The 26,805-nt window shown below is 43.8% G+C and carries 18 protein-coding genes and 2 tRNA genes; 11 read left to right on the top strand and 9 right to left on the bottom strand.

Going from position 1 to position 26,805, the window contains the following annotated elements:
* Positions 1-26 precede the first annotated feature (26 nt).
* Complete coding sequence (guaA, locus tag HBAL_RS09075; RefSeq protein WP_174256051.1) at positions 27-1,601, top strand: glutamine-hydrolyzing GMP synthase; 1,575 nt, start codon at positions 27-29, stop codon at positions 1,599-1,601.
* Positions 1,602-1,722: 121 nt separating this feature from the next.
* Positions 1,723-2,697 (top strand): SDR family NAD(P)-dependent oxidoreductase, encoded by a 975-nt coding sequence (locus tag HBAL_RS09070; protein WP_015827645.1) that lies wholly within the window; start codon positions 1,723-1,725, stop codon positions 2,695-2,697.
* A 58-nt stretch (positions 2,698-2,755) separates the two neighbouring features.
* On the opposite strand, the gene parE is transcribed toward HBAL_RS09070, so the two are convergent.
* From parE to HBAL_RS09050, 4 genes are all read right to left on the bottom strand, one after another.
* Positions 2,756-4,717 carry a DNA topoisomerase IV subunit B gene (gene parE, locus HBAL_RS09065; protein ID WP_015827644.1) on the bottom strand — a complete coding sequence of 654 codons (1,962 nt, stop codon included), beginning with the start codon at positions 4,715-4,717 and terminating at the stop codon, positions 2,756-2,758.
* A gap of 133 nt (positions 4,718-4,850) precedes the next feature.
* Positions 4,851-5,459, bottom strand: a complete 609-nt coding sequence (locus HBAL_RS09060) for a transglycosylase SLT domain-containing protein (protein ID WP_041302170.1) — start codon at positions 5,457-5,459, stop codon at positions 4,851-4,853.
* Positions 5,460-5,626: 167 nt separating this feature from the next.
* Positions 5,627-7,030 (bottom strand): type I glutamate--ammonia ligase, encoded by a 1,404-nt coding sequence (glnA, locus tag HBAL_RS09055; protein WP_015827642.1) that lies wholly within the window; start codon positions 7,028-7,030, stop codon positions 5,627-5,629.
* 102 nt (positions 7,031-7,132) lie between these two features.
* Positions 7,133-7,471 carry a P-II family nitrogen regulator gene (locus tag HBAL_RS09050; RefSeq protein WP_015827641.1) on the bottom strand — a complete coding sequence of 113 codons (339 nt, stop codon included), beginning with the start codon at positions 7,469-7,471 and terminating at the stop codon, positions 7,133-7,135.
* Between the two features lie 373 nt (positions 7,472-7,844).
* Between HBAL_RS09050 and HBAL_RS09045 the strand changes: the two genes are divergently transcribed.
* The 9 genes from HBAL_RS09045 (at position 7,845) to fcl (ending at position 18,768) form a co-directional block, all read left to right on the top strand.
* Positions 7,845-9,377 carry an NAD(P)H-hydrate dehydratase gene (locus tag HBAL_RS09045; protein ID WP_015827640.1) on the top strand — a complete coding sequence of 511 codons (1,533 nt, stop codon included), beginning with the start codon at positions 7,845-7,847 and terminating at the stop codon, positions 9,375-9,377.
* A gap of 44 nt (positions 9,378-9,421) precedes the next feature.
* Positions 9,422-9,505, top strand: a tRNA-Leu gene (locus tag HBAL_RS09040).
* 400 nt (positions 9,506-9,905) lie between these two features.
* Positions 9,906-11,246: a trigger factor gene (gene tig, locus HBAL_RS09035; RefSeq protein ID WP_015827639.1), complete on the top strand. Its 1,341-nt coding sequence runs from the start codon at positions 9,906-9,908 to the stop codon at positions 11,244-11,246.
* Positions 11,247-11,518: 272 nt separating this feature from the next.
* Positions 11,519-12,139, top strand: a complete 621-nt coding sequence (locus HBAL_RS09030) for an ATP-dependent Clp protease proteolytic subunit (protein WP_015827638.1) — start codon at positions 11,519-11,521, stop codon at positions 12,137-12,139.
* A 200-nt stretch (positions 12,140-12,339) separates the two neighbouring features.
* A complete protein-coding gene (gene clpX / locus HBAL_RS09025; RefSeq protein ID WP_015827637.1) occupies positions 12,340-13,611 on the top strand; it encodes an ATP-dependent Clp protease ATP-binding subunit ClpX in 1,272 nt (423 codons plus the stop codon).
* Positions 13,612-13,818: 207 nt separating this feature from the next.
* Complete coding sequence (gene lon, locus HBAL_RS09020) at positions 13,819-16,233, top strand: endopeptidase La (protein WP_015827636.1); 2,415 nt, start codon at positions 13,819-13,821, stop codon at positions 16,231-16,233.
* A gap of 154 nt (positions 16,234-16,387) precedes the next feature.
* Positions 16,388-16,463, top strand: a tRNA-Val gene (locus HBAL_RS09015).
* Between the two features lie 209 nt (positions 16,464-16,672).
* On the top strand, positions 16,673-17,791 hold the full coding sequence (gene gmd, locus HBAL_RS09010; RefSeq protein ID WP_015827635.1) for a GDP-mannose 4,6-dehydratase: 1,119 nt from the start codon (positions 16,673-16,675) through the stop codon (positions 17,789-17,791).
* 5 nt (positions 17,792-17,796) lie between these two features.
* On the top strand, positions 17,797-18,768 hold the full coding sequence (gene fcl / locus HBAL_RS09005; RefSeq protein WP_015827634.1) for a GDP-L-fucose synthase: 972 nt from the start codon (positions 17,797-17,799) through the stop codon (positions 18,766-18,768).
* Here the strand turns inward: fcl and HBAL_RS09000 are convergent.
* The 5 genes from HBAL_RS09000 to HBAL_RS16335 form a co-directional block, all read right to left on the bottom strand.
* Positions 18,763-20,079: an O-antigen ligase family protein gene (locus HBAL_RS09000; RefSeq protein WP_159098035.1), complete on the bottom strand. Its 1,317-nt coding sequence runs from the start codon at positions 20,077-20,079 to the stop codon at positions 18,763-18,765. The two genes, fcl and HBAL_RS09000, sit on opposite strands and share 6 nt — an antisense overlap.
* An 88-nt stretch (positions 20,080-20,167) precedes the next feature.
* Positions 20,168-21,274 carry a hypothetical protein gene (locus tag HBAL_RS08995; protein ID WP_015827632.1) on the bottom strand — a complete coding sequence of 369 codons (1,107 nt, stop codon included), beginning with the start codon at positions 21,272-21,274 and terminating at the stop codon, positions 20,168-20,170.
* Positions 21,275-21,306: 32 nt separating this feature from the next.
* Positions 21,307-23,604, bottom strand: coding sequence for a GumC family protein (locus tag HBAL_RS08990; protein WP_015827631.1), 2,298 nt, complete (start codon positions 23,602-23,604; stop codon positions 21,307-21,309).
* Between the two features lie 33 nt (positions 23,605-23,637).
* Positions 23,638-24,333, bottom strand: coding sequence for a polysaccharide biosynthesis/export family protein (locus HBAL_RS08985; protein ID WP_015827630.1), 696 nt, complete (start codon positions 24,331-24,333; stop codon positions 23,638-23,640).
* A gap of 145 nt (positions 24,334-24,478) precedes the next feature.
* A complete protein-coding gene (locus tag HBAL_RS16335) occupies positions 24,479-26,743 on the bottom strand; it encodes an SUMF1/EgtB/PvdO family nonheme iron enzyme (RefSeq protein ID WP_015827629.1) in 2,265 nt (754 codons plus the stop codon).
* Positions 26,744-26,805 lie beyond the last annotated feature (62 nt).

Genomic DNA, 26,805 nt, shown 5'->3' with positions numbered 1-26,805 from the left:
GATTGGAGTCACGCTATGTGCTTGCCATGACAGATATACACGACATGAATCACGAAAAAGCGCTGATCATCGACTTTGGTAGTCAGGTGACGCAGCTCATCGCTCGCCGTCTTCGCGAAAACGGCGTATATTGTGAAATCCACCCTTATCAGAATGTGACGGACGCATCGCTTAAAGCGTATAATCCCAAAGCGATTATATTCTCTGGTGGTCCAGACTCGGTTATGCGTGAGGGGTCACCAAGACCGCCTAAAGCGGCTTATGAGTTGGGCGTTCCAATTTTGGGTATCTGTTATGGTCAGCAAGTGATGATGCATGATCTTGGAGGCCGTGTTGAAGCAGGTGAACATGCAACAGCTGAATTTGGACGTGCCTTCGTAACGCCTTCTTCGAACAAGCTGGACATGCTTGAAGGTTGGTTTGAAGACGGCAATGAACAGGTCTGGATGTCTCATGGGGACCATGTGGCGGAAAGAGCACCAGGGTTTGAAGTCTATGGGACGTCACCGGGTGCACCATTTGCCATAACGGCAGATGTGAAACGTAATTTCTTCGCTGTTCAATTTCATCCTGAAGTGCACCACACACCCAATGGTAACAAGCTTTATGCCAACTTTCTAAAGCTTGCAGGCTTTAAAGGTGATTGGACGATGGGTGCTTATCGCGAAGAAGCGATAGCGCGTATCCGCGAGCAAGTTGGTGATAAGCAGGTTATCTGTGGTCTATCTGGCGGTGTGGATAGCTCTGTGACTGCATTGTTATTGCACCAAGCCATTGGTGATCAGCTGACATGTGTGTTCGTCAATAATGGTTTGCTTCGCAAGAATGAAGCTGAAGAAGTTGTGGCAATGTTCACTGAGAACTACAAAATCAAGCTCGTCTATGCGGATGAGAGTGAGTTGTTCTTGGGTGAACTAGAGGGCCAAGATGATCCAGAGACTAAGCGTAAAATAATTGGCCGGCTCTTTATCGATGTTTTCCAAAAATATGCAGATACAATTGAAGGCGCTGAGTTCCTTGCTCAAGGAACGTTATATCCTGATGTGATTGAATCCGTCAGCTTTTCTGGTGGTCCGTCCGTCACGATTAAATCACACCACAATGTGGGTGGTTTGCCAGAAAAAATGGGCCTTAAACTTGTTGAGCCATTGCGTGAACTTTTCAAGGATGAAGTGCGTATTTTAGGGCGTGAGCTTGGACTACCGCAAAGCTTTATTGGGCGTCACCCTTTCCCTGGGCCAGGCCTCGCTATTCGTTGTCCTGGATTGATTACGCGTGAGAAACTCGCAATCCTGCGTGAAGCGGATGCTGTTTACATTGATCAGATCCGTAAACATGGTCTCTATGATGAAATCTGGCAGGCCTATGTTGCAATTCTACCTGTTCGCACTGTCGGTGTGATGGGAGATGGACGCACTTATGATTATGCGTGTGCTATGCGAGCTGTGACGTCAGTTGATGGTATGACAGCAGATTATTATCCTTTTTCACACGAGTTTCTTGGTGAAACTGCAACGCGTATCATCAATGAAGTCAAAGGTATCAATCGAGTCACTTATGACATAACATCGAAACCGCCGGGGACAATTGAGTGGGAATAGATGATTCACTCATTTGGTTGAATCATCTGTTCTTTGTATAGCAATGGTTCAATTCAACTGAGTGAACCTTTTTGCTGCTAGAAGAATGCTTTGTCTTAAGCGGCTTAGATTAGAGATAGATATGACAATTCTCGTAACGGGTGCAGCTGGTTTTATCGGGTTCCACACCTGTAAGGCTTTGGTTGCGCGTGGCGAAACGGTTTTGGGTTTAGACAACGTCAACGGATATTATGATGTTGATCTGAAGCAAGCCCGCTTAGAACAATTGCTCAGTCAGAAAAATTTCACTTTTGTCGAGATGGATATTTCGGATAATGATGCCTTGGAGCGAGCTGTTTCTGGACAAAAAATACACGCCGTTTTGCATTTAGCAGCTCAAGCAGGTGTAAGATATTCTATTGAAAACCCAAAAGTTTATGCAGATACGAACTTGCAAGGTTTTTTCAATGTATTGGAATATGCACGCAATAGTGGTGTAGCGAATGTGGTATATGCCTCGTCATCCTCTATTTATGGCGGCAACACGAAAATGCCATTTGCAGAAGACGATGTAACCGATACGCCGGTTTCATTTTATGCGGCGACCAAAAAATCAAATGAATTGATGGCCCACTCTTATGCGCATTTATATGGAATTTCATTGACTGGTCTGCGTTTTTTCACCGTCTATGGCGAATGGGGGCGCCCTGATATGGCGTATTGGATCTTCTCTGAGAAGCTACGCCGAAATGAACCTGTCCAGATATTTAACAATGGTGATATGAGCCGCGATTTTACATATATTGATGATATCGTGACGGGTGTAATTGCAGCAATTGATAGGCCTGCATCAGCTTTGGGGTTAGATGTGCCTCATCGTGTTTATAATCTTGGAAATGATAAGCCTGAAAAACTCATGGATTTGGTCGGTTGTATTGAAAAAGCCTTTGGGCAAGAGCTCATAAAAGAATTTCAACCAATGCAATTGGGTGATGTTGAGCGAACATGGGCAGACATTTCAAGAGCACGCAAAGAACTTGGTTTTAACCCTCACACATCGCTTGAGGAAGGTATTGAGCGATTTGCAAGCTGGTTTAAATTTTGGAAGATGCGTTAAATTAAAACAGGTCTTTGAGATCTAAACCAAACTTGAAATTAGGAATTCGTTTTAAAGGCTAAATATCTAGCTCTTCGACAAATTCAGCGTTGTCTTGAATAAACTTAAAGCGGTGTTCCGCTTTTTTCCCCATGAGTGTTTCCACAAGTTCGCCGGGGCTTTCTAGACCATCGGGAAGAGCAATGCGTGCCATTGATCGTTTGGCGGGGTCCATTGTTGTTTCTTTAAGCTGGGCAGGCATCATTTCACCAAGACCCTTAAAGCGAGAGACTTCAACGTTTTTGCCTTTAAACATTGTTCTCATCAGCTCATCTTTATGCTCGTCATCACGCGCATATGCCGACTTGTTTCCTGCAGCTAATTTATATAGCGGCGGCATGGCCATGAAGAGGCGACCTGAAGTTATCAAGTCTGGCATTTGCTTGTAGAAGAATGTGATGAGCAAGGCAGCGATGTGTGCACCATCGACATCCGCGTCAGTCATGATAACGACACGCTGATAGCGCAGATCGTCAATATCGAATTTACGGCCAATGCCTGTTCCAAGTGCTGTTGCTAGATCGTTTAATTCAACATTGGCTCTTAGTTTGTCTGCACCAGCGGAAGCAACGTTCAAGATCTTACCGCGTAGAGGTAATATAGCCTGTGTTTTACGGTTACGTGCTTGTTTGGCAGATCCACCCGCTGAGTCACCCTCTACGATGAAGATTTCAGTATCTTCTTTAGAGTTGCTGGAACAGTCTGACAGTTTTCCCGGTAGTCTTAATTTGCGTGTCGCCGATTGACGAGAAACTTCTTTTTCTTTGCGGCGGCGCATCCTTAGGTCGGATTGCTCAATCGCCCAATCTAGGAGTTTGGTCGCTTCTTTAGGGGATGCGGTCAGCCAGTGGTCGAAACGGTCTCTAAGGGCACCTTCAGCAACGCGAAGGCCTTCGGGGGAAGAGAGTTTATCTTTTGTCTGGCCTACAAATTCAGGTTCACGGATAAAAACAGATAGCAAAGCCCCTGCTGAACTTAAGATATCATCGGCTGTTATTTGGGATGCTTTTTTCACATTGGTCAGCTCACCATATGCGCGGAGACCTTTTGTGATGGCTGAGCGCATACCGGCTTCATGGGTTCCACCATCGCGGGTTGGAACGGTGTTACAATATGAGCGTGTGATACCATCTTCTTCGCCAAAGCCATTGGCTGACCAGCACATTGCCCATTCACAAGCTGCGCCATTATCCATTTCGACGCGACCTGCGAAGATATCGGACGTGACCATGATCTTGCCTTCAGACATTTCTTTCAGCATGTCTGCTAATCCATTGGGGTAATGGAGTACAGCTTCTGTTGGGGTTTTGTCGTTTTCCTTCAGAAGTTCTGGGTCGCATTTCCAATGGATTTGTGCGCCTTGGTGCAAATAAGCTTTTGCTTTAGCCATTTGGTATAGGCGGGCGGGTTTGAATTGTATTTTTGTGCCGAAAATTTCAAAATCAGGCTTAAAGCTGACGACTGTCCCGCGACGGTTAGGAGCATTTCCAATCTGTTTGATTGGTCCCATTGAGTGACCGCGCTCAAAGGCTTGGAAGTATAGTTTCTTGTCGCGCGCAACTTCCACTTCAAGGCGCTCAGAAAGAGCGTTCACGACGGAGATACCAACACCGTGTAATCCACCCGCTGTTTGATAGGCTTTGTTGGAGAATTTACCACCCGAGTGAAGGGTTGTCATAATCACTTCAAGGGCGGACTTACCCGGGAATTTTGGGTGTGGGTCAACAGGAATACCGCGACCATCATCACGCACGCTCAGATAGCCATCGGCACGCAAATGTACATCGATACGTGACGCGTGGCCGGCAACGGCCTCGTCCATAGAGTTGTCCAAAATTTCTGCAAAGAGATGATGGAATGCGCGTTCATCGGTTCCGCCAATATACATGCCGGGCCGTTTGCGAACTGGTTCGAGGCCTTCGAGAACTTCAATATCCTTAGCGGAGTATTCTTGCTTTTCAGCTTGTCCTTTGGCGGCCATAATTAATCCTGTCTACTCTATTGGTCTGCTCGTTGATTAGCGACCATGGCTGGATTTGTTCCAGTCGAAAAGGTGGTTAATGATATTTATTCAGGCTTAAAGCAATATTTCATAGGATTGCTTAGGTTGATCCTTAAAAAAGCCAGCGGCGTTGGAGCTTTTTCTTGCAGCCTTGCACTTGTGTTTCGTAACGGTCCGCATTGCTGTGCACTCTATTCGCAGTATTGATCAGCCAGTTTTTGTTTTTCCAGCTACCGCGTAAATATCCACCAGCACCTTCGTGATAAGCGAGATAGTGGCCGCGATAATTATATTGGCTGATGCCGGTTCGTTTTCCGGTTTGAGCGACATACCAGCCTATAAAATCTGTTGCATCATCGAAATCATAGCGTTCTGCCCCATTATTGCCTGTCGCTTTTTTGTATTCATTCCAAGTGCCATCTAGAGCTTGCGCATATCCATAAGCAGATGAGGGACGCTTGCCGGGCAGGAGACCTAACATACGACGTTTGCCGCGATCAGGTTTTGCCTTGTGCTCAAATGAACTTTCCTGCCGAATGATTGCGAGCTGCAATCCAATAGGGGCACCCCATTTTTTAGCGCTAGAACGAAGTGCGCGATACCAAGCTTTATTCTCTTTTAAAAACTTACAAGCGTTTTCTTGTTGCTTAGGTGGGGCTGATGCACAAGCGCTGACAAACAGGCTGAGAGTTAGCGCGAGAGAAAGGGTAAGTCTTTTCATAAAGATCATTTACTTCGTTAATGCTCGATATTTCAAGTTACAGTTTGAATACGTTTCAGGCAGAATGAGCTTTTGATGCCTGAAAACGAATTTTCAAATAAAAAACGCCAAAGCATTTCTGCTTTGGCGTTCAATATAATCAAAAAGTTCTAACGAACTCTAAGCGACTAAGCTTTGTAGTACATGTCGAACTCAACAGGGTGAGGGTGAAGCTCAAGAGCCATCACTTCTTCCATTTTAAGTTCGATGTAAGCGTCGATTTGATCGTCATCAAATACGCCACCAGCTTTCAAGAAGTCACGGTCTTTGTCTAAGCTTTCTAGAGCTTCGCGCAATGAACCACAAACTTGTGGGATTGAAGCTGCTTCTTCAGCTGGTAGGTCGTAAAGGTCTTTATCCATTGCATCACCCGGGTGGATTTTGTTTTGGATACCGTCAAGACCAGCCATAAGTAGTGCTGAGAATGCTAGGTATGGGTTTGCAAGAGCATCAGGGAAACGTGTTTCGATACGTTTCGCTTTAGCACCGGCACCGTAAGGAATACGGATAGAAGCTGAGCGGTTTTTCGCAGAATAAGCAAGCATCACTGGAGCTTCATAACCTGGAACAAGACGCTTGTATGAGTTTGTTGTTGGGTTCGTCAAAGCACAAAGCGCTTTGGCGTGCTTGATGATACCACCAATGTAGTAAAGACATGTTTCAGATAGGTCAGCATAACCGTCACCAGCAAAAGTTGGTGCACCATCTTTCCAGATTGATTGGTGAACGTGCATACCAGAACCATTGTCTTTATACATTGGCTTAGGCATGAAAGTCGCTGTTTTACCGTATGAAGCAGCTACATTGTGAACAACGTATTTGTACATTTGAACGCGGTCAGCCATTTCAATCAATGTACCAAATACCATACCAAGCTCGTGTTGAGCTGGAGCAACTTCGTGGTGCTGCTTTTCTGGTTTCATGCCTAGCTCAGCCATAACTGAGAGCATTTCAGAGCGCATGTCCTGACAAGAATCGATTGGTGGAACAGGGAAGTAACCACCTTTAGGGCCTGGGCGGTGGCCCATATTGCCTGTTTCGTATTCTTTGCTTGTGTTTTCTGGAAGCTCTGTAGAATCGTATGAGTAACCAGTGTTGTTAGGTGCAACTGACCATTTTACATCGTCAAACACGAAGAATTCTGGCTCAGGACCGAAATAGGCTGTGTCACCAAGACCAGTCGATTTCAAGTAAGCTTCTGCTTTCTTCGCTGTCATACGTGGGTCACGGTTATAAGCCGTCATTGTGCCTGGGTTCAGGATGTCACAATTGATAACCATTGTTGTTTGTTGGAAGAATGGGTCGATGTGAGCTGTTGAAGCATCAGGTAGAAGAACCATGTCTGATTCGTTGATGGCTTTCCAGCCAGAAATAGATGAACCATCAAACATAGTTCCATCTACGAACATGTCTGCATCAACTGCGTCTGCTGTGAATGTTACGTGCTGCCATTTACCTTTTACGTCAGTGAAACGCAAATCAACGAATTGTACGTCTTTTTCTTTAATTAGTTTTAAAACACTCTCGGACACGGGGCCACTCCTCTATTTGGTGTGTTCAATAGTAATCTGCTTTTACAGCCAATAACCATTTAAATGTAATACTTATTTTAGATTTTTGTCTGTTGATTTGGTTTAGATGGCTTTATCGCCTGTCTCACCTGTACGGATCCTAACGACTTCAGATACGTCAGATACAAAGATTTTCCCGTCGCCGATTTTTCCAGTTTGTGCTGCGCTAGATACTGCTTCTAGGGCTGCATCTAATTGAGAATCTGCAACAACAACTTCAACTTTCAATTTCGGTAGGAAATCGACAACGTATTCAGCGCCACGATATAGCTCTGTGTGTCCTCGTTGGCGGCCGAAACCTTTCGCTTCAATAACAGTCATCCCTTGAAGGCCAACTTCATGTAGGGCTTCTTTAACTTCGTCGAGTTTGAAGGGTTTGATGATCGCTTCTATTTTCTTCATTTTCAATCACACCTTATCGGGCCGTGTCTATGGTTATGGCCCTCTTTATATTGTGGGCGAGTCAGCATTTTGTATGCGTGAGGAAAACATCTATGAGTAGTTAAAATGCTCGGAATCTTTTCGCTCGGCTTTGGGTGCTTAAATAGTGTGCAATAGTGCTTAAACGGTGGGCGGCAATTTTGATAGAGGCATTTGGTTTTATGTCTATATTTGTCGCAGTTTGATCCTAATCCATTGCATTAAGTGGGGTGAGATAACATGCACATTTATCTTACATTTTGTATGGATAAAATAATGTTGGCATCAAATTTGGGTATTGAATAAGAAACGCATGCAAGACGTCTAAAGAATCTTAATTGGAGAATAGCTCAAAATGCGCATAATTAGCGTCAATCAGATGTATGAAGCTGATCGTATGATGGCAGATTCGGGCATGTCAGGCGCAAGTTTGATGGATGCCGCTGGACGTAATTGTGCCGAATTGGTTCAGAAAATATGGCCAGTTGGTCGCGTGATTGTATTATGTGGTCCAGGAAATAATGGTGGCGATGGATTTGTGGCTTACCGTTATCTGGAACAAATGGGGAGAGACATCCATTTGTTTTTAGCCGGAAATGTTGATCAATTATTAGGCGATGTAGAAGGTGCAGCCGAGTTAGTTCTAGATGATATTCGCCCGATCTCACAATTGCTGATGGATGGTGATGAAGGTTTTAAACTGCAATCAGGTGATGTCGTGATTGATGCGATATTTGGTGCAGGTTTATCACGCGCATTGGACGGTGAAATTTTGGATGTGGCAAATCTTATAAATTCGAGCCAGGCCAATGTAATAAGCATTGATGTTCCAACGGGGGTATTTGGCGATAGTGGTGAAATGGTTTCAGATGCAATACGCGCTGACGCAACCATAACTTTTGAAGCATTGAAAACAGCTCATATTATTGAGCCAGCAGCAAGCATTTGTGGCCAAGTGCATGTTGCAAAAATCGGAATATCGCCCGAAGTTTTTGATCAAATATGCGAAGATATCTACCTAAACACGCCCGATATATGGGCGAAGCACTTAACATGGCCGAACAGGCATTCTCATAAGCATATGCGAGGGCGGTTAGGCGTTGTTTCTGGAGATGCAGGATCTACAGGCGCGGCAAGGTTAGCGGCGCGGGCAGGGCTTCGTATGGGGGCAGGTGTTGTTACATTGTTTGGTGAGCAGGAAGCGATTCCTGAGATGGCAGCAAGCATGCAAGCCGTAATGACGCGTGCTTATAGTGATGTTGACGAATTGTTTATAAGCGCTCGCGAGATGTCGAGTTTGGTGTTTGGACCAGCTGCTGGTGTCACAGAGGTGACGCGGTTTAAGGTTGCCGCATTATTGCAATTGGGAATTCCTATCGTCCTTGATGCTGATGCTTTGACTGTTTTTGAAGATGATCCATCTTATTTGTTTGGGTTGCTGCATGAGAAATGCGTCATCACTCCACACATTGGAGAATTTGAGCGTATTTTTCCAAGCGTGCTAAAAAAATCTGAAAATAAAATAAATGCAGCGCGTTCCGCAGCGCAAAGGGCAGGGTGTGTCGTGGTTCTTAAAGGCGCGGATACTGTCATTGCTGCACCGAAGGGAGACGCGCGGGTGAATATTCATGGCTCATCTTTTCTAGCAACTGCAGGATCTGGAGATGTGTTGGCTGGAATGATCAGCGGATGGATGGCTCAGGGTGTTGAGCCGCTAGAAGCTGCATCCGCATCTGTGTGGCTGCATGGTGAAGCATCGTTGACAGGTGGTGCAGGATTGATTTCTGAGGATCTTATGGAGTATTTTCCACGCATTTTAACGCGCTTTTATGAGGAAAGTGGGCAAACAAATGTACTTTGGGAAAGAAAAATTGAAATTAGCTCTTGAACTTTAGTGTGAACTTCGAGTAGAGACGCTTCTTCTGGTTCGGCGCGGGTATGGCGGAATTGGTAGACGCACTGGTTTTAGGTACCAGCGCTTATGGCGTGGGGGTTCGAGTCCCTCTACCCGCACCAACCAGAATATAGATTTGATGAGCGCTAAGGTTGCTCTCGCCAAGTTGTGAATTTGGCAAATATTTTTCCTTTATTACAAAAAGTTCCATATCAATCCGATATCGGACCAGCATTGGGCTTGCGATTGCATTCTGGAATTCATGTTTGTCGAAGACGTGACTTTGAACGCAATTTAAAGCTGGAAACTAAGCGTTTGAGTGGTGTTTCTTGCATTTGCTGTAGTTAAGGATGAAATTCATCTAAAATCGCCAATGGACAGCGGCTCTCCTGTGTGACATACCACCGGCCAAACTTGCGCGGCGCTTGCTTCCTGAACGGGCTATGGCAGCCGCCTTTCATTTCACCACAACCCTGGATGCCGGCGCGCGCTATAGGGCTAATAGAATTTGAGGAATCTGTGATGAACGTCACTGAGACCAAGTCCGAAGGACTGACTCGAGAATATACAGTCGTTGTTTCTAAAGACAGCCTAGCTGAAAAGCTAGAAGCGAAAATTGCTCAACTGCGTCCGCAGATGAACCTTAAAGGTTTTCGCCCGGGTAAAGTGCCGGTCGCGCACATTCGCAACACTTATGGTAAGTCTATCTTGGGTGATATCGTTCAAGAAGAAGTAACAGCGACATCTCAAAAAACGCTTGAGGACAAAGAAATTCGTCCAGCTGCACAGCCAACTATCGAGTTGACCTGTGATCAAGAGCAAATGATGGATGGGAAAGCTGACCTTGAGTACTCCATGAAAGTGGAGCTCATGCCAGAATTTGAACCAGCTGATGTCACAGATATCGAGCTAGAGCGTCTTGTTGTTGAAGTGACTGATGCAGAAGTTGATGAAGCACTCGGAAAGCTTGCTGAATCAAACAAGCAGTATGAAGCGCGTGGTAAGACAGCCAAAGCACGTGAAGGTGATGCAGTTGTCATCGACTTCTCTGGTAAGATTGATGGCGAACTCTTTGATGGTGGTACTGCTGAAGGTCAAACTATCGTTCTAGGTGAAGGTCGTTTCATTCCTGGATTTGAGGACCAGCTTATTGGTGCGAAAACAGGTCAAGATGTAACTGTGACTGTGACATTCCCAGAAGATTACCCTGCTGAAAACCTTGCTGGTAAAGAAGCAGTGTTTGAAACTAAGGTGAATGAAGTTCGTGCACCTAAAGAAGCAACGATTGACGAAGAATTTGCAAAAGGTCTCGGTATTGAAGATCTCGCGACACTAAAAGATCTTATCTCTAAAAATATTGAGCAAGAGCTTGCTGGTGGATCTCGTCAACGCTTGAAGCGTGTGCTTCTTGATGCACTTGATGAGCGTCACGATTTTGATCTTCCTCCTGGAATGGTTGAAGCTGAATTTGATCAAATCTGGAAACAGTTTGAGCAAGAGAAAGAAGCTGACCGTCTTGATGAAGAAGACAAAGCTAAGAGCGAAGATGAGCTTAAAGCTGAATACCGTAAGATTTCTGAGCGCCGCGTGCGTCTAGGTCTTGTGTTGGCTGAAATCGGCCGCATCAACAAAGTTGAAATTAAACAAGAAGAAGTTTCACGTGCGTTGAACCAAGAAGCATCACGCTATCCAGGTCAAGAGCAACAAGTTATCGAATTCTACACAAAAACGCCTGCAGCTATGGCTCAACTTCGTGCGCCATTGTTTGAAGAAAAAGTTGTCGATTACATTATCGAGCGTGCGAAAGTGACTGATAAAACAGTGACACGTGAAGAATTAGAAAAAGCGCTAGAAGAAGAGTAAATTCTTTTATCTGCCATAAAATTGGAAAAAGGCCGTTGTGTATTCAGCGGCCTTTTTTCTTCGATGGCCCATATTTTCCAACTTTTCCTCATTAAGAGTTAGGAAATTTATGACCTAAATGATTTTTCTGTGTAAATTTAAGGTGAGTTCTGCCTTCTATTCATAGAAATTCGTATTTGAGGTCTTGCGCGAAGCGACATGAACCCAAATATTGAGCCTAAATATCACGAGTCGCGCCAAGGGGTGCGACATAGCCAAAGACTGCGAACATTATGCACGACCCAATTGAGACTGCGATGAACCTGGTGCCCATGGTAGTGGAGCAAAGTAGCCGGGGCGAACGCGCTTACGATATCTTTTCCCGCCTGCTAAAAGAACGGATCATTTTCGTCACGGGTCCTATTGAAGATGGAATGGCGACGCTGATTACAGCCCAGCTTTTGTTTCTTGAGTCCGAAAATCCGAAAAAAGAAATTTCAATGTATATCAATTCACCGGGCGGCGTTGTGTCATCTGGTTTAGCGATTTACGACACGATGCAGTATATCAGTGCACCTGTTTCAACTGCCTGTATCGGAATGGCAGCAAGCATGGGATCGCTTCTTCTTGCTGCTGGTGAGAAAGATATGAGATTCGCGACGCCGAATGCGCGTATCATGGTTCATCAGCCATCAGGCGGATACCGTGGTGTGGCATCAGATATTGAGCGTCACGCAGAAGAAATTCTAGAAATAAAACGTAATCTGAACAATATATACGTGAATCACACTGGTCAAAGCTATGAAGCAATTGAGCAAAAGCTTGACCGCGATAGCTTTATGACTTCAGCTCAAGCTGTTGAATTTGGCATAATTGATCGTGTATTCGAGAAACGTGCTGTTTCTGGGGAATAGTTTTTTAAGGCGTTTGTGTTTTACTGACGCCATAATTTAGCTTTGAATCTCGGTTTTATGTTAATCGAATAGTTAAAGCTGTGGTCTATTCTCTCAAAAGCTGAGAGAAACCTTTCGTAAACGTTAGGTAGACTAAAATAGCGTATTGGGTCGCTTTGCAGGCAGAAAATCTGTCAGCGGCCCCACAAGTTGAGGTGTCCATGACCAAGAACGCATCAGGCGGAGATAGTAAGAGCACATTGTATTGCTCCTTCTGTGGTAAAAGCCAGCACGAAGTAAAGAAGCTGATTGCGGGTCCTACCGTTTTCATTTGTGATGAGTGTGTAGAGCTTTGCATGGATATTATCCGTGAAGAGAATAAAACGACACTCGTTAAATCAACTGAAGGTGTTCCAACACCTCAGGAAATTTGTGATGTTCTAGACGATTATGTTATTGGACAAGCGCAAGCCAAGCGGGTTCTCGCAGTGGCTGTGCACAACCATTATAAACGTTTGAGCCACGCATCTAAGAACGGCAATGAAGTAGAACTTGCCAAATCTAACATTTTGCTCGTTGGGCCTACTGGTTGTGGTAAAACGCTTCTAGCTCAAACATTGGCCCGTATCATCGATGTGCCATTTACAATGGCAGATGCGACAACGCTTACGGAAGCGGGATATGTGGGTGAAGATGTTGAAAATATCATTCTTAAGCTTCTTCAAGCATCAGACTACAATGTAGAGCGCGCTCAACGCGGTATCGTCTACATTGATGAGATCGATAAAATCTCACGCAAGTCTGACAATCCTTCGATTACGCGCGATGTGTCTGGTGAAGGTGTGCAGCAAGCATTGTTGAAAATTATGGAGGGAACAGTTGCTTCTGTTCCTCCTCAGGGCGGACGTAAACACCCCCAGCAAGAATTCCTGCAAGTCGATACAACGAACATGTTGTTTATCTGTGGTGGAGCGTTTGCTGGCCTTGATAAAGTTATTTCTGATCGTGGACAGGGGTCTTCTATAGGGTTTGGTGCGACAGTTTCAGACCCAGATGATCGCCGCGTTGGTGCTGTGCTTCAAGATTGTGAGCCAGAAGATCTTGTGAAATTCGGTCTTATTCCCGAATTTATCGGTCGTTTGCCGGTGATCGCGACGCTAGAGGATCTCGACACTGATTCACTGGTCATGATTTTGACTCAGCCTAAAAACGCTTTGCTTAAACAGTATCAACGCTTGTTTGATATGGAGAATGTTCAGCTAACTTTCTCTGATGATGCATTAACAGGGGTTGCTAACAAAGCGATCCAACGTCGCACTGGTGCGCGTGGGCTTCGTTCCATTCTTGAAGGCATTTTGCTCGATACAATGTTCGAACTGCCAAATCTACGTGGTATCGAAGAAGTTGTTATTAATGCTGAAGTCGTTGAGGGGCGCGCGAAGCCTCTTTATGTTCATGCAGAAAAAGCAGCAGAGAGCGGTGAAGCCTCTTAATAGAAGCTAATTTACGCGTATTTATGCAGCAAAAACTGTGTTTATATAACTTTATGCGTCCGTCATGGGTTGAAGCCTGTGGCGGACGCATCCACATTTAAGACATGGAATGATGATCCGTTCGCGGAGAAACATTTTAGTGAGAAGTAACAATTTCAAGGACTGAGCCCGATCATGCAATCGTTCAGTGCCTTGTAGGAGAAATAAATGTCAGAACGTAAATCACTCCCAGTCTTACCTCTGCGCGATATTGTTGTGTTTCCTCAAATGGTGGCTCCACTATTTGTTGGACGTGACAAATCTGTACGTGCGCTTGAAGAGGTCGGCAGTGAAGGTGGAGAGATTCTGTTGGTGGCTCAGCGTGATGCTGGGACGGATGATCCTACTGTAGACGATTTATTTGAAACTGGTGCAATCGCGACGATCTTACAGCTTTTAAAGCTCCCTGATGGAACGGTGAAGGTCCTTGTTGAAGGAAAACAGCGCGCGAAATTACGTGAACTTGTTGATCAGGGCGACTATTATACAGCTAATGTTGAGACAATCGACGAGCCGGTAGAAGAAGAAGAGGGTGAAGCCTCTGCGTTAATGCGCACTGTCATCGAACAGTTTGAAGGGTATGTGAAACTCAACAGGAAAATCCCGCCTGATACTGTTAGTAATATGTCGCAAATCACAGACCCAGGTCGTTTGGCAGATGCTGTATCTGCGCAACTTTCCATAAAGATCACTGAGAAACAGGAATTGCTTGAGCTTGCCAGCGTGTCTGAGCGCTTGGAAAAAGTCTATGCGCTCATGGAAGGCGAAATTGGCATGCTCCAAATGGAGCGTAAAATTCGTAACCGCGTGAAGCGCCAGATGGAAAAAACACAGCGTGAATATTATCTCAATGAACAGATGAAAGCTATTCAGCGCGAACTTGGTGACCAAACTGAAGAAAAAGATGAATTAGCTGAACTTGAAGAAAAGCTAAATGCGTTGGAGCTTTCCGAAGAGGTTAAAACTAAAACGGCTGCTGAGCTGAAAAAACTACGTCAAATGAGCCCTATGTCGGCTGAATCGACAGTTGTTCGCAATTATCTTGATTGGGTTATCGCTTTGCCATGGGGTGAGCGTAAGGAAATCAACACAGATCAGACTATTGCGGAAGAGGTTCTTGAAGGCGATCACTACGGCTTAGACAAAGTTAAAGAACGTATTCTTGAATATTTAGCAGTTCAGTCCCGTACCAAAAAATTGCGCGGACCTATTCTTTGTCTAGTTGGTCCTCCCGGGGTTGGTAAAACATCCCTAGGTGCCTCAATTGCCAAAGCGACAGGGCGTGAGTTTGTACGTGTGTCCCTTGGTGGTGTGCGTGATGAAGCTGAGATACGCGGGCACAGACGTACTTATATTGGGTCCATGCCGGGACGTATTATTCAATCGTTGAAGAAAGCCAAAACAGGTAACCCGCTCTTCTTGCTTGATGAGATTGATAAGCTTGGTCAAGATTTTAGAGGTGATCCATCAGCGGCGCTTCTTGAAGTGTTAGATCCTGCTCAAAACTCAACTTTCAACGACCACTATATGGAAGTTGATTACGATCTATCAGACATCATGTTTGTGACGACGGCAAACTCTCTAAATATGCCTCAGCCTCTGCTGGATCGTATGGAGATTATCCGTATCGCTGGATATACAGAGGATGAGAAATTAGAGATTGCAAAACGTCACCTCATTCCAAAAATCGTCAAAGACCATGGTCTTAAAGATGGTGAATGGAGTGTGACGGATGGTGCGATTCGAGATCTTGTTCGTTATTACACTCGCGAAGCAGGTGTGCGTAATTTAGAACGTGAAATTTCCCGTCTAGCGCGTAAGTCTGTGCGAGAAATTGTTCAAGGTGTTTCTTTGTCTGTTACGGTTACGCAGGACAATCTGGCTAATTATGCGGGTGTTCGTAAATTCCGTTTTGGTTTGTCTGAGTTAGATGACCAAATTGGGGCTGTAACTGGGCTGGCATGGACAGAAGTTGGTGGTGATCTTCTCACGATCGAAGCTGTACAAATGCCTGGTCCGGGAAAAGTGACGGTGACCGGTAATTTGAAAGATGTGATGAAAGAATCCATCTCAGCGGCAAATTCACTGGTGAAATCACGTGCTGCGTCTTTGGGAATTAGTCCGAAAGTCTTCAATAACACAGATATTCACGTCCACGTTCCAGAAGGTGCGACGCCTAAGGATGGGCCGTCTGCTGGTATTGCAATGACGACTGCAATCGTTTCTCTTCTTACCAACAATCCTGTATCTAGGGATGTTGCGATGACGGGTGAAATCACGCTTCGCGGGCGAGTCCTGCCTATTGGTGGTTTGAAAGAAAAGCTTCTTGCAGCACTGCGTGGTGGCGTGAAGACGGTTCTTATTCCTCAGGAAAATGAAAAAGACATCGCGGATATACCTGACAATGTGAAAGAGGGGCTGGAGATTATCCCAGTGTCTACAATTGATCAGGTTTTAGCTCGCGCTCTGACTCGACCAATTACGCCAATTGACTGGACAGATGCAGATGATGCACAACTTCGGGCTGGGTTTGGGCGTACACCGCCAGCAGCGGATGGTTCAAGCGTTCCTTCGCCGCACTAAAGCGGCTAATTGGTTGGTTTAAATACAAACTAAAATGATAAAAACCTCCATCTGATTTTGATGGAGGTTTTTTTATGCTATTTCTATCATTTTTTTGATTTTAGGCGTTGCAGTCTTAGTGAAATATGTATATTTCATGGCTCTTCAAATGCTGGGGCGGTTAGCTCAGTTGGTAGAGCATCTCGTTTACACCGAGAGGGTCAGCGGTTCGAGACCGTTACCGCCCACCATTTGAAAACCTCGTCTTGGCGCAATCAGAAGCCAAGAAATACTCATCATACAATCGAAGATATGGCTCCTCATGGTGAGTTTCAATCGCTAATTATTTTTGTTCGCTTTATTGTAATTAAAGTCTGCTATTTCAAGGTGAGACTATTTGACAATTTTAGTCATGCGTGACTTATAAAAATAGGTTTTTTCGCAGAACGGGTGGGGCAAAATGAAGCGTGCATTAATCACAGGTGTTACAGGGCAGGATGGGTCTTATCTAGCAGAATTTTTGTTAGAAAAAGGCTATGAAGTCCACGGGATAAAGCGTCGTGCATCTTCTTTTAACACCCAGCGCGTTGATCATATTTATCAAGACCCTCACACTGATAATCAGCGCTTTAAATTGCACTATGGTGATTTGACCGATACATCCAATTTGACGCGTATCATGAAAGAAGTTGAACCTGACGAGGTTTACAACCTTGGTGCTCAATCTCACGTGGCGGTTTCGTTCGAAGCTCCCGAATATACAGCAGATGTTGATGCGATAGGGACATTACGCTTGCTTGAAGCAATTCGTTTCCTTGGTTTGGAAAAGAAGACACGTTTTTATCAGGCTTCAACTTCTGAGCTTTATGGTGAAGTGCAGGAAATACCACAAAAAGAAACAACGCCCTTTCATCCACGTAGCCCTTATGCTGTTGCGAAAATGTATGCGTACTGGATCGCAGTGAATTACCGTGAGAGCTATGGCATGTATGCATGCAACGGTATTTTGTTTAATCATGAGAGCTCTCGACGTGGTGAAACATTTGTAACGCGTAAGATCACACGCGGACTTTCTAATATCGCTCTTGGTTTAGAAAAATGTCTCTATATGGGGAATATTGATGCTCTGCGCGATTGGGGCCATGCAAAAGACTATGTGCGTATGCAGTGGATGATGCTTCAGCAAGATCAAGCAGAAGATTTTGTTATCGCGACAGGTAAACAAATTTCTGTGCGTGAGTTTATCGTAATGAGCGCAAAAGAACTTGGTATTTCACTTAGTTTTGAAGGCAAGGGGCTCGAGGAAAAAGCGACAGTGACGCACATCGAAGGCGATAAAGCGCCGGCGTTGAATGAGGGTGATGTCATTGTTCAAATTGATCCACGTTATTTCCGTCCTGCTGAAGTGGAAACACTTCTTGGAGATCCGTCAAAAGCAAAAGAAAAGCTAGGTTGGGTTCCAGAAATTACGGTTGAGGAAATGTGTGCAGAGATGGTCCAAGCAGATCACGAGGCAGCACGTCGTCATTCCATTCTAAAGGAACATGGTTTTGATGTTTCAGTGGCCGTTGAGAACTAAATCTAATGTTTAACACAGATGCTAAAGTTTTTGTTGCTGGTCATCGCGGAATGGTTGGTTCAGCGATTGTGCGCCAATTAGAATCTAAAGGGTATAATAATATTGTTACCCGGACCCGCTCAGAATTGAATCTGCTGAGCCAAGCTGATGTTCATGCATTTTTTGAGTCCGAAGGTATCGGTGAAGTTTATTTAGCCGCGGCTAAAGTTGGGGGTATTCACGCGAATAATGAATATCCAGCCGATTTTATCTATGAGAATTTGATGATCGAAGCCAACATTATTCATGCTGCGCATAAGAATAATGTTCAAAAACTCCTGTTTTTGGGGTCATCATGTATTTATCCAAAGCTAGCTGAGCAGCCAATGCGAGAAGATGCATTGCTAACTGGAACTCTAGAGCCAACAAATGAGCCTTATGCGATCGCTAAGATTGCGGGTATCAAATTGTGCGAAAGCTATAATCGTCAGTACCAACGAGATTATCGCTGCGTTATGCCAACAAACTTATATGGGCCACATGATAATTTTCACCCAGAAAATTCTCACGTTATTCCCGCACTTCTGCGCCGCTTTCATGAAGCAGTGGAGCAAGGTGTAGACACAGTTACGATATGGGGAAGCGGTAAGCCCATGCGAGAGTTTTTACACGTGGATGATATGGCAGCAGCAAGTATCCACGTTATGAATCTGGATCGTGATACTTATGACGCGAACACGCAGCCAATGCTATCTCATATCAATGTGGGTACAGGTGTAGATTGCACTATTCGTGAACTGGCAGAAACCATTGTTAAAGTGACTGGGTTCCAAGGAAAGCTTGAGTTTGATGCGACTAAACCTGATGGAACACCACGTAAATTAATGGATGTTTCTAGGTTAAAAGACCTCGGTTGGTCTTACTCTATTTCTCTAGAAGATGGGCTGAAGGATGCTTATCATTGGTTTGTTGAAAATCACACTGATGCGAGGTTATAATTCAATGTGATTTTGAGGTGATGAAAATTCCCTACTGGACGTTTTCTTGTTTTCAGCGTTCACAAACATAAGCCCAATACATGCTGCGGTAAAAACGGCCAAAGCAGGCGTACGTAGAGGGTAGTCAGCTAAACTATGAAGTATAGGTATAAAGACAACCAAACTGGCTGCGCGCCGTAATCCGTTGTGAGAAGCTGGGGCACGCCAAATGCTTACAAGTTGAGCTCCAAAAAAGCCCATGAATACAGTAATGAATATTGGGAAAAGGATACCTGTCTCTAAAGTCCATTCAAGATATTCATTGTGAGAATGGTTCATATATCTTGAAGTCACTTCATATGGGTTTTCATAAATAGGGATGATTTGTTCGAATGAACCGAGACCAGTGCCTACTGGAAAAGTATCTTTTATCCCTCGGATAGTCTTATCAAATAAATAGGGACGAGAGCCCACACCGTCTCCAAAGCTTGTTTGTCCAAGGCCACTTAGCTGTGGGCTTGTGAGTATTGAATTAAGTGAAAAGCCAATAAGGCAGACTGCGCTAACAAAATAGATAGGGTTCATTTTACGTTTTTGGCCTAAAAATATCATTAAACTCGCACTTAGGCTGAGAATTGCGAGGACATAGCCAGCGACTGAGCCAGCCGTAATAATGCCTATAAGAATAAGTAGTCCCACTAGTAAAACAATTACATTTTGTCCGATATCCGAACGATGCGCGATCATTCTTTCATGTTGTTTGATGGCAAGCACTGTGAAAATTGGTAGGCTCATAACTAAAAAACTTGCTTGATGGTTCACGTTCGCAAAAAATCCGATCGCAAAACCTTTATTTGTAATCTCATGAAAATATAGAAAACTTTCTTTGCCAGAAAAGATTTGAATAATACCAAGTAAAACCGAGAAAACTGCGATGGTAGAGATAGTCCATACAAAGACCGGCGAAGAACAACTTACTTTCATTTTGGATATAAGGGAAAAAACAGCAATTACGGGGAGAGTAAACAATAGACTCGATACCGTTTCTCTTGGAGTCAGAGATAAAGGCAGAGAAATACTGTTAAGACCAAGTAGGTCTACGCCTGTTAGAATAATGTCTCTGCCTGGAAGCGTGCTCCAAACTTTATAGGGTAACGGAATGGTTTGTAGGCTTAGAAGAAATACTAAAAAACATGACATAAATATGAGTAATTTGGATTGTAAGGAGCTTTTGGGAAGCCGATTGTCTAACAATACGAAAAATAGGGTCAGTATCGAAATAAAAGATAAAAAGAGACAGACGGCTTCATTGTATCTGCTTGCACCACCCAAAATCAGTGAAGAGCCAAGGATCATACACAATAGAAATTGGGAAATGTTCTTTGAAGAAAATATTCGAATGGAAAACATCATAATCTCACTACCCTTCTTGGGATATGTCGGACGAGAGCATAAGAGAAACGTTTTCCACCAATGTTCTGGCTATAATTGGGTATTCTCCGGCTTCACCCCATAGCTCAAGGTGTTGATAAGAACATTCCGTTTCAGGTACTGTAAATGAAAATGAGTAGTCTTTTGGGGTAGACTGCAAGTCTCTGATTTTTATGTTGCCTGCTTCAAACTTGCTTGTAGGACAAATAATTTTCCAAGTAAAAAGCCCGCCATTTTCTTTAGAATGACCACTCATGCGACTTGTAAATGTATAATTTCCTGGACTAAGTAGTAATATTTGAAGCGCAGAGCGTGTTCGCCCTTTTCCAGAAAAAAAGGAATAAAGTCCATTTTTTTGTTGCTCAGTCGTTTTGAGATGAAGTTTCCAACCGAAAGGATCGGCTGCATCAACGGTTTTAAAATTTGGGTCAGTCGGCCAACTAAAGCCGCTTAATTTCTGTGGAGAAGAAAATTGTTGCCAAGCTAGAAATGCGCGCTCGATATCTTTGTTACGGATGAGATCTTCAATATAAAACTTGCGACCCTCGGGTAAATGTCCAGCAATTTGATAAATTCTAGCCGGTGTTTCTTTTTTAGCAATGTGAGTTAAAAAGGGTGCGATCCATTTTGGTGTAGGTTCTGAACTTGTTTCGTCTTTAAATGCATCATATGACTCAGGATATATCGCTAAATCATGCAAAGCATCAAAGTAAACGTTTCTATCCGCGATTTCAAAACGTAGAATATCGCTAATTAGAGATACAGCGGTTTTATAATCAGAAAGTCGAATCGCATTCTGTGCTAGACTGTGCCTTATTCTCAAGTCACGGGGCGAGAGCGTAAATGCGTGTTCGAGGAATGGCTTTATCTGATCTGGTTGGCTTTCAAACGTAGCAGTGTTAGTGAAATGTTTGGCAGAGAGTGGAGCGATTTTAAAAGCCGTTATTTTTTCACAATGAACACTGTTTATAACGCAAGGGTAATACCCGTCTTTTTTTATCGGAAAATCAAAGAGCCTAGCAATCAATGCAATGAAGACCAATGTTAACAAAAAAAGGCAAATTCCACGTACAGCAATATTAATGATGGTGCCCATTTGAGTTTTCTTTTCGAAGAACTGAATCTATATCAGTTGCCAATTTTAGTAGAGAAGATTTTTACTTGTCTACGTTTGGTTGCATCTGATCTATCATCTTCAGTTGCGGCGGTAATAGCGTTTGCATAAGCGTTTTTGCCGTTACCACCATAACCATAACCATAACCATAACCATAACCATAACCATAACCATAACCGTGGCGTTTCTGATTAAACTTAGTCAGAATTACACCCACTACATTTGCTTTGCTTGCGACGAGCCTATCCAATGTTGATACGGCCAAAGGACTACGAACGCTCCCTGATTGCACAACAAGGAGCGTCGCCTCACACGTTGAAGATAGTATGAGTGAGTCTGCAAAGTGCATGACCGGGGATGAGTCAACAATTACAACATCGAAGGCTGAATAAGCATCTTCTAATATTTGATTTAAGCGACCTCCTGCAAGTAATTCCGCGGGATTAGGCGGGCTTATACCGGCAGGTAGTAAGAACAAATTGTCATTGTCTTCACTTGGTACGATACTGCTTTCCACCCGCCCTTGAGGGTCTGTTAAGAGTCCAGATAAACCAATAGATGAATTTGAATCGACGATAAAAGAAGGTTTTCTCATGTCGGCATCGATAATGAGAACTGTTAGACCTGAATTAGCAAAACTTGTAGCAAGCCCTAATGAAGTACTTGTTTTTCCTTCAGCTGGTTTTGAACCTGTGACGAGTATGGATTTAGGCAATCCGTGTGACGTTGTAAACTGAAGTGCCGTTTTGGCAGAAAAAACGGCTTCAGATATTTCAGACCGAGAGTCCTTTAGGGCGTCTGCCATAACAAGGTCGCCGCGCATTTTGGGTATAACACCAATTGTGTTGATACCCAGTTTTTGTCTAACATCATCAGGGGTTTTTATTGTATCATCAATATAGTCGAGTAAGAACGCTAGACCTATTCCCAAGGCAAGACTTAGGATTAGTCCTTGAAGAATGTTGCGTGGTATATTGGGGCTAAATGGTAACACAGGTGTTTTAGCAGTATCAACAATTGACACTTGATTGGTACCAATCCCACTCGATACACTGACTTCTTTCAGGCGCTGTAAAAGAGCTTCATATTGCGACCTGTTTGTGTCTACTTCACGTTTTAAAATCGTATAATCAATTGTACGACCTCTAAGATCTTGCACGTTTGATTTTAATTCCGCAACGCTAAGCTTTAATGAATTTTCCTTCGCTTGGGCGGCTTTGAAGTCTGAATGCAACGCTTGAATTATGCTACGTTTTTCTCGTTCAATTTGCTGCTCAATAGCTAGAATACGATCGTTAATAAGGATCATATCAGGATATTGTGGTTTAAATTTACTTAGTTTTTGCTGGTATTCCGCTTCAAGCTCAGCGCGTTTAATATTCAGAGTTGTTACATTATCGCTTTGAAGCATTTCTCTGGTCGCACCATCTTTTTGTGCTTCAAAATAGGCGTGCTCCGCAGCAATTCGAGCTTCTTGTGCTAGAGTGAGAGAAGCATTCAATGCCATTAAGGCTGAAGCGTCAAGTGATGCACCAGAATCTGAACCACCTGCACTGCTTAGATCTAAAATGCCTTCGTTTTCTGCGTACTCAACAAGAGCACGTTCAGAATCTTCAAGTGCTGATTTTGTTGTTCTTAGGCGTTCCTCAAGGAAATTTCTCGCATAAGCTGTTGAGTTGTATTTACGTTCAAGATTTGATGCAATGAAATTGTCAGCGATTGCATCCGCAATACGTGATGTTTCCTTGGGGTAGGGACTGGTATAATTAATGGATATAATTCTGCTGCGCCCAACGGGAGAAATTGAAAGATTGTCGAGGATAGTATTTGCAGATTCTGTTAGGCGTTCTTCTCTATCTAGGGATTGATCAGCGTATCGGTCATCGGAAGGGAGATCTAAGAGCTCTGCAACTCGTTCCGCCAAAGAGCGACTTTTCAGAAGTTCATATTGAGTGGCCATGAATTCAGCATCAGCCACGAGCACGGGGTCTACACTTTGGCTTTCCAGAATTTGTTGTTCTTGTTTCTGGATTTCAATAGTTGTGGCTGCTTTATAAAGTGGTGTCTCCTTCAGCGTAAGCAGCGTTGTTGCACCTACTCCGAGAACAACGATAGCCAGAATAAGCCATTTCCAACGCGAAAGCGTTTTCATAACTTTCCAGAAGTCAAACCCATCCTCGTCAAAATAATCGTCTTGATTTCTGCGACCATAATCTCTTAGTTCGGAAGAGATGGATTGTTGCGAAGTCGATTCAACAAGCGCCTGGCTGTTATTCCATTCAGAGTTATCGTGATTTGTGACTTTATTCATTTGTCCAACCCATATGTACAGTCGAATGAAATATTACAGAGCTAAAAATAACGCAGTTAACAGAGGCATAGATCTCACAGCATCTAAATATGCGGAACGTGCGTTTCCACCATCAACGACTATAATGTCATTGCCGTAGATTTCAGGGTCCTTGGCTTTTCCGTTTCTTATATCTTTTAAATTGAAACCTGCGGCGTGTCGTTGATTGTTGATTTGCCTAAATATTACAACACGTTTAGCGTTGGCATTTTCGGATAGACCACCGGATAGAGCTACCGCCTGAACAAGGGTTGTTTTACCTTGAATAGGGTAAAGCCCTGGTTTGTTGACGGAGCCTTCAACTGTGACTTGGTTCACATTAATTTGCTTAAGTTTAACAGTTACATCAGCACTCTGGAGGTGGTTTTGTTCGTAACGTGCTTCTATTATTTCTGCAATTTCAAAAGATGTGAATCCTTTGGCTTGGATGGGGCCGATGAGTGGCAGGTCAACATTTCCTGAACTATCGACTTGGTAAAGACCACTTAAATCTTTAACACCAAAAACAGTGACTTCTAACTCATCTAGATTATTAATGCGCAGATCACCAACTTGAACAAGCTCAGTTGTATCTGGAACGGCTAATTCTTGCCCATCATAGGAGATATTGCCGTCTGATGACGCGCAAGATGCAAGAATTAAAAATAGTGTGCCGATAAGTAAGTGGACGGGCAAAACTGAAATACGCATAAAAACTCAACCCAAAGTAACGTGTACGTTTTAAAACGTCGCGTCCCCATGACACGAAACCTAACAAAATCTCTAACTGAATATTAAAGAAGTATCAACTTTTTACATCAGCGTAAAAGCAATCTTTATGCCGTGTGTGTGGTTTTTACTCAGATAATGCCCTGGCAACTCTAAATCCGAAGAAGGGCATGTACTGATCTGCGGGAAAAGCGTATCGATTTGACGAACCCAAATAGTCTGGTTGGACACTGAAAGAGCCGCCACGAAGGACTTTTGTGTTGTTATTGCACTGTTTTGTCCAAGCCGAGCCGTTGGTAGGTGCATTATTATAATTTGGGTGCCAACAGTCTTCGACCCACTCCCATACATTTCCGTGTATGTCGTATAATCCGAATTTATTCGCTCGAAATGTGCCGACTGGTGCTGTTTTCTTTCCAAAATTGTCTGAACATGCCGTATTTCTCCACGGATATTGAGTGGAAAGGTCAGCTCCGTTTCCATATTGGCACAATTCACTTAGGTCTTCGCCAAATGTATATGTTGTAGAGCTACCAGCACGTGCGGCGTATTCCCATTCTGCTTCAGATGGTAGTCTATATTTTTGGCCGGTTTTGTCGCTAAGCCATTGAGTATATTGTTTAGCGTCATGCCATGACGTGCCGATGACAGGACGATTTCCGCGTCCCCATCCCATATCATTTTCGATAGGGCGGCATTTTCCATCATCCACACAAGCATCCCATTCAGCAAATGTTGTTTCAAAGGAGGCTAGGGCGAAAGCTTGGTTGAAGATAACTTTGCGAACAGGAATTCTGTCTTCTTGGGCATTGCCTGACATGTCACCCATTACAAATCTGCCTTCGGGTATAACGACAAGTTGTGGGCATTCAGCGCAATCTTGTATGAATTGTTGAGGCGTTTTTGCGAGAGAGGGAGGTGTCGGTGAGAGGATTGTTTGCTTTGACTGCTGTATTTGTGTTGAAGTATTGGGTGTTGGTTTAGGAGTGATTGTCGAAGTATTGGTGTTTTTTGCTGTGGAAATTGTCGAAGGAGAGTGTGCTTGAGTGGTGGTTGGGTTCGTTTCCACATTTTTACTCAATTTTTTCGCATCTAGATCGTTTTCACGAGAGGTGGAGGAGGCGATAGTTAGTGCTTCAGGTTTGTTGGCCTCTGTCTTGGCTGTGGGAGCAATTGTAACAGATGTGCCCTCAATTTCGTCTAGGTCATCAGCTGTCTCAAGTTTAGTAATTTGAGGCGTAAGATATAATGAGCCGAGTTTGGTATCCTTGGCTATTTTATACCCAGCAATTTTGGTCAGCGCTTCATACGTCTCCATGCGGAGTTTGCCATTGATTTCGAGATTAAATCGAGATTGGAATGAAGTCACAGCATTAGATGTTTCTTGGGTGATAATGCCGTCTGGCGCGCCGGGATCGAAACCTAAATGCTTTAGAAAATCTTCGGCATCAGCGATGAAAATGCGGTGTTGCTTTTCTAGCTCTTTCGCATCTTGGGTATGGTTTCCATCTGGAAAATCTATACGGTAGGATTCAATATGTTCGAGGATTTCACTAGATGAATTGGAAGTTAGAACATTTTCCCAAATTCTTTCTTCTAGTTCTTTGAGGTAGCGACCCGCTTTTTCACTATATCCAGTATCGGGGGCAGCGGACATAATAGCGCGTAATGCAATCGGGTCATTTTCTATTCTGGCTTGAGCCAATTGATCTGTAATAACGTCTCTTGCTTCTTTTGATAAAGTAGCCGACTGATTTGAATTGGGCTCAACAGGAAGCTTTGGTTTGAGATTAAACGCATACAAAGCGGTTCCCGTCACGAAAACAGCTGAAACGAGCAATCCAATTTTAATGGCATTCTTTATTTTCTGAGTTCTGGTGGGAGGAAGTATGTAATCATCTTCTGGAGGATTTTCGATTAACTGAAGGGGCGTGATTTCTTCATGAGATTTTTTATCAATTGCCAGCTCTGTATTCTGGCTGATGATTTCAACGTCCGTGATATCTTCAACAGGAGAAATAGATTGGATTTGGTCTATCAGCACATCCCAACCATTTGGCGATGAGATTTGAGACGCCATATAGGCCATTTCAGGAATACCAGTGATAGACCTGTTGGGAATATCATCTAGGTCAATTTCGATTAGCTTTCCGGCAATTTCGGCTTCTTTAGCTGAAGTTTTTAGAAAAGAGGACGAAAGTGATTTAGTCGTCCAACAGGCAATAACGCAGTTTGCTTCTTGAAGTTTACGTTCGAAAACTTCGATGTCTGCTTCTATAAATAGGGAGTCCGCTGGTGGCCAGATACTATGGCCCGCTGCCGTTAGCGGAGTGATAATATCTCTTACTTTGTCGATATCATCTTTAGAATAAATGAGATAAATCTCTGACATGTTCCCACCGAATTTAAAAAACTCTACCCAAATACCAGCTGCGTTCGATTAAATCTGGAATT

It is taken from the genome of Hirschia baltica ATCC 49814, assembly GCF_000023785.1.
Lineage (GTDB): Bacteria > Pseudomonadota > Alphaproteobacteria > Caulobacterales > Hyphomonadaceae > Hirschia > Hirschia baltica.
The sequence above is the reverse complement of the archived record's forward strand: the minus strand, read 5'-3'. Positions and strand labels throughout refer to the sequence as shown.

Bases quoted from the DNA above. Each gene is read 5' to 3' on its own strand.
- parE (WP_015827644.1), bottom strand. From the start codon at position 4,717: ATGGCCGCCAAAGGACAAGCTGAAAAGCAAGAATACTCCGCTAAGGAT.
- fcl (WP_015827634.1), top strand. From the start codon at position 17,797: ATGTTTAACACAGATGCTAAAGTTTTTGTTGCTGGTCATCGCGGAATG.
- clpX (WP_015827637.1), top strand. From the start codon at position 12,340: ATGACCAAGAACGCATCAGGCGGAGATAGTAAGAGCACATTGTATTGC.
- HBAL_RS08995 (WP_015827632.1), bottom strand. From the start codon at position 21,274: ATGGGCACCATCATTAATATTGCTGTACGTGGAATTTGCCTTTTTTTG.
- HBAL_RS09045 (WP_015827640.1), top strand. From the start codon at position 7,845: ATGCGCATAATTAGCGTCAATCAGATGTATGAAGCTGATCGTATGATG.
- HBAL_RS09070 (WP_015827645.1), top strand. From the start codon at position 1,723: ATGACAATTCTCGTAACGGGTGCAGCTGGTTTTATCGGGTTCCACACC.
- HBAL_RS08985 (WP_015827630.1), bottom strand. From the start codon at position 24,333: ATGCGTATTTCAGTTTTGCCCGTCCACTTACTTATCGGCACACTATTT.
- HBAL_RS09030 (WP_015827638.1), top strand. From the start codon at position 11,519: ATGCACGACCCAATTGAGACTGCGATGAACCTGGTGCCCATGGTAGTG.
- guaA (WP_174256051.1), top strand. From the start codon at position 27: ATGACAGATATACACGACATGAATCACGAAAAAGCGCTGATCATCGAC.
- HBAL_RS08990 (WP_015827631.1), bottom strand. From the start codon at position 23,604: ATGAATAAAGTCACAAATCACGATAACTCTGAATGGAATAACAGCCAG.
- HBAL_RS09050 (WP_015827641.1), bottom strand. From the start codon at position 7,471: ATGAAGAAAATAGAAGCGATCATCAAACCCTTCAAACTCGACGAAGTT.
- tig (WP_015827639.1), top strand. From the start codon at position 9,906: ATGAACGTCACTGAGACCAAGTCCGAAGGACTGACTCGAGAATATACA.
- lon (WP_015827636.1), top strand. From the start codon at position 13,819: ATGTCAGAACGTAAATCACTCCCAGTCTTACCTCTGCGCGATATTGTT.
- HBAL_RS09060 (WP_041302170.1), bottom strand. From the start codon at position 5,459: ATGAAAAGACTTACCCTTTCTCTCGCGCTAACTCTCAGCCTGTTTGTC.
- HBAL_RS16335 (WP_015827629.1), bottom strand. From the start codon at position 26,743: ATGTCAGAGATTTATCTCATTTATTCTAAAGATGATATCGACAAAGTA.
- gmd (WP_015827635.1), top strand. From the start codon at position 16,673: ATGAAGCGTGCATTAATCACAGGTGTTACAGGGCAGGATGGGTCTTAT.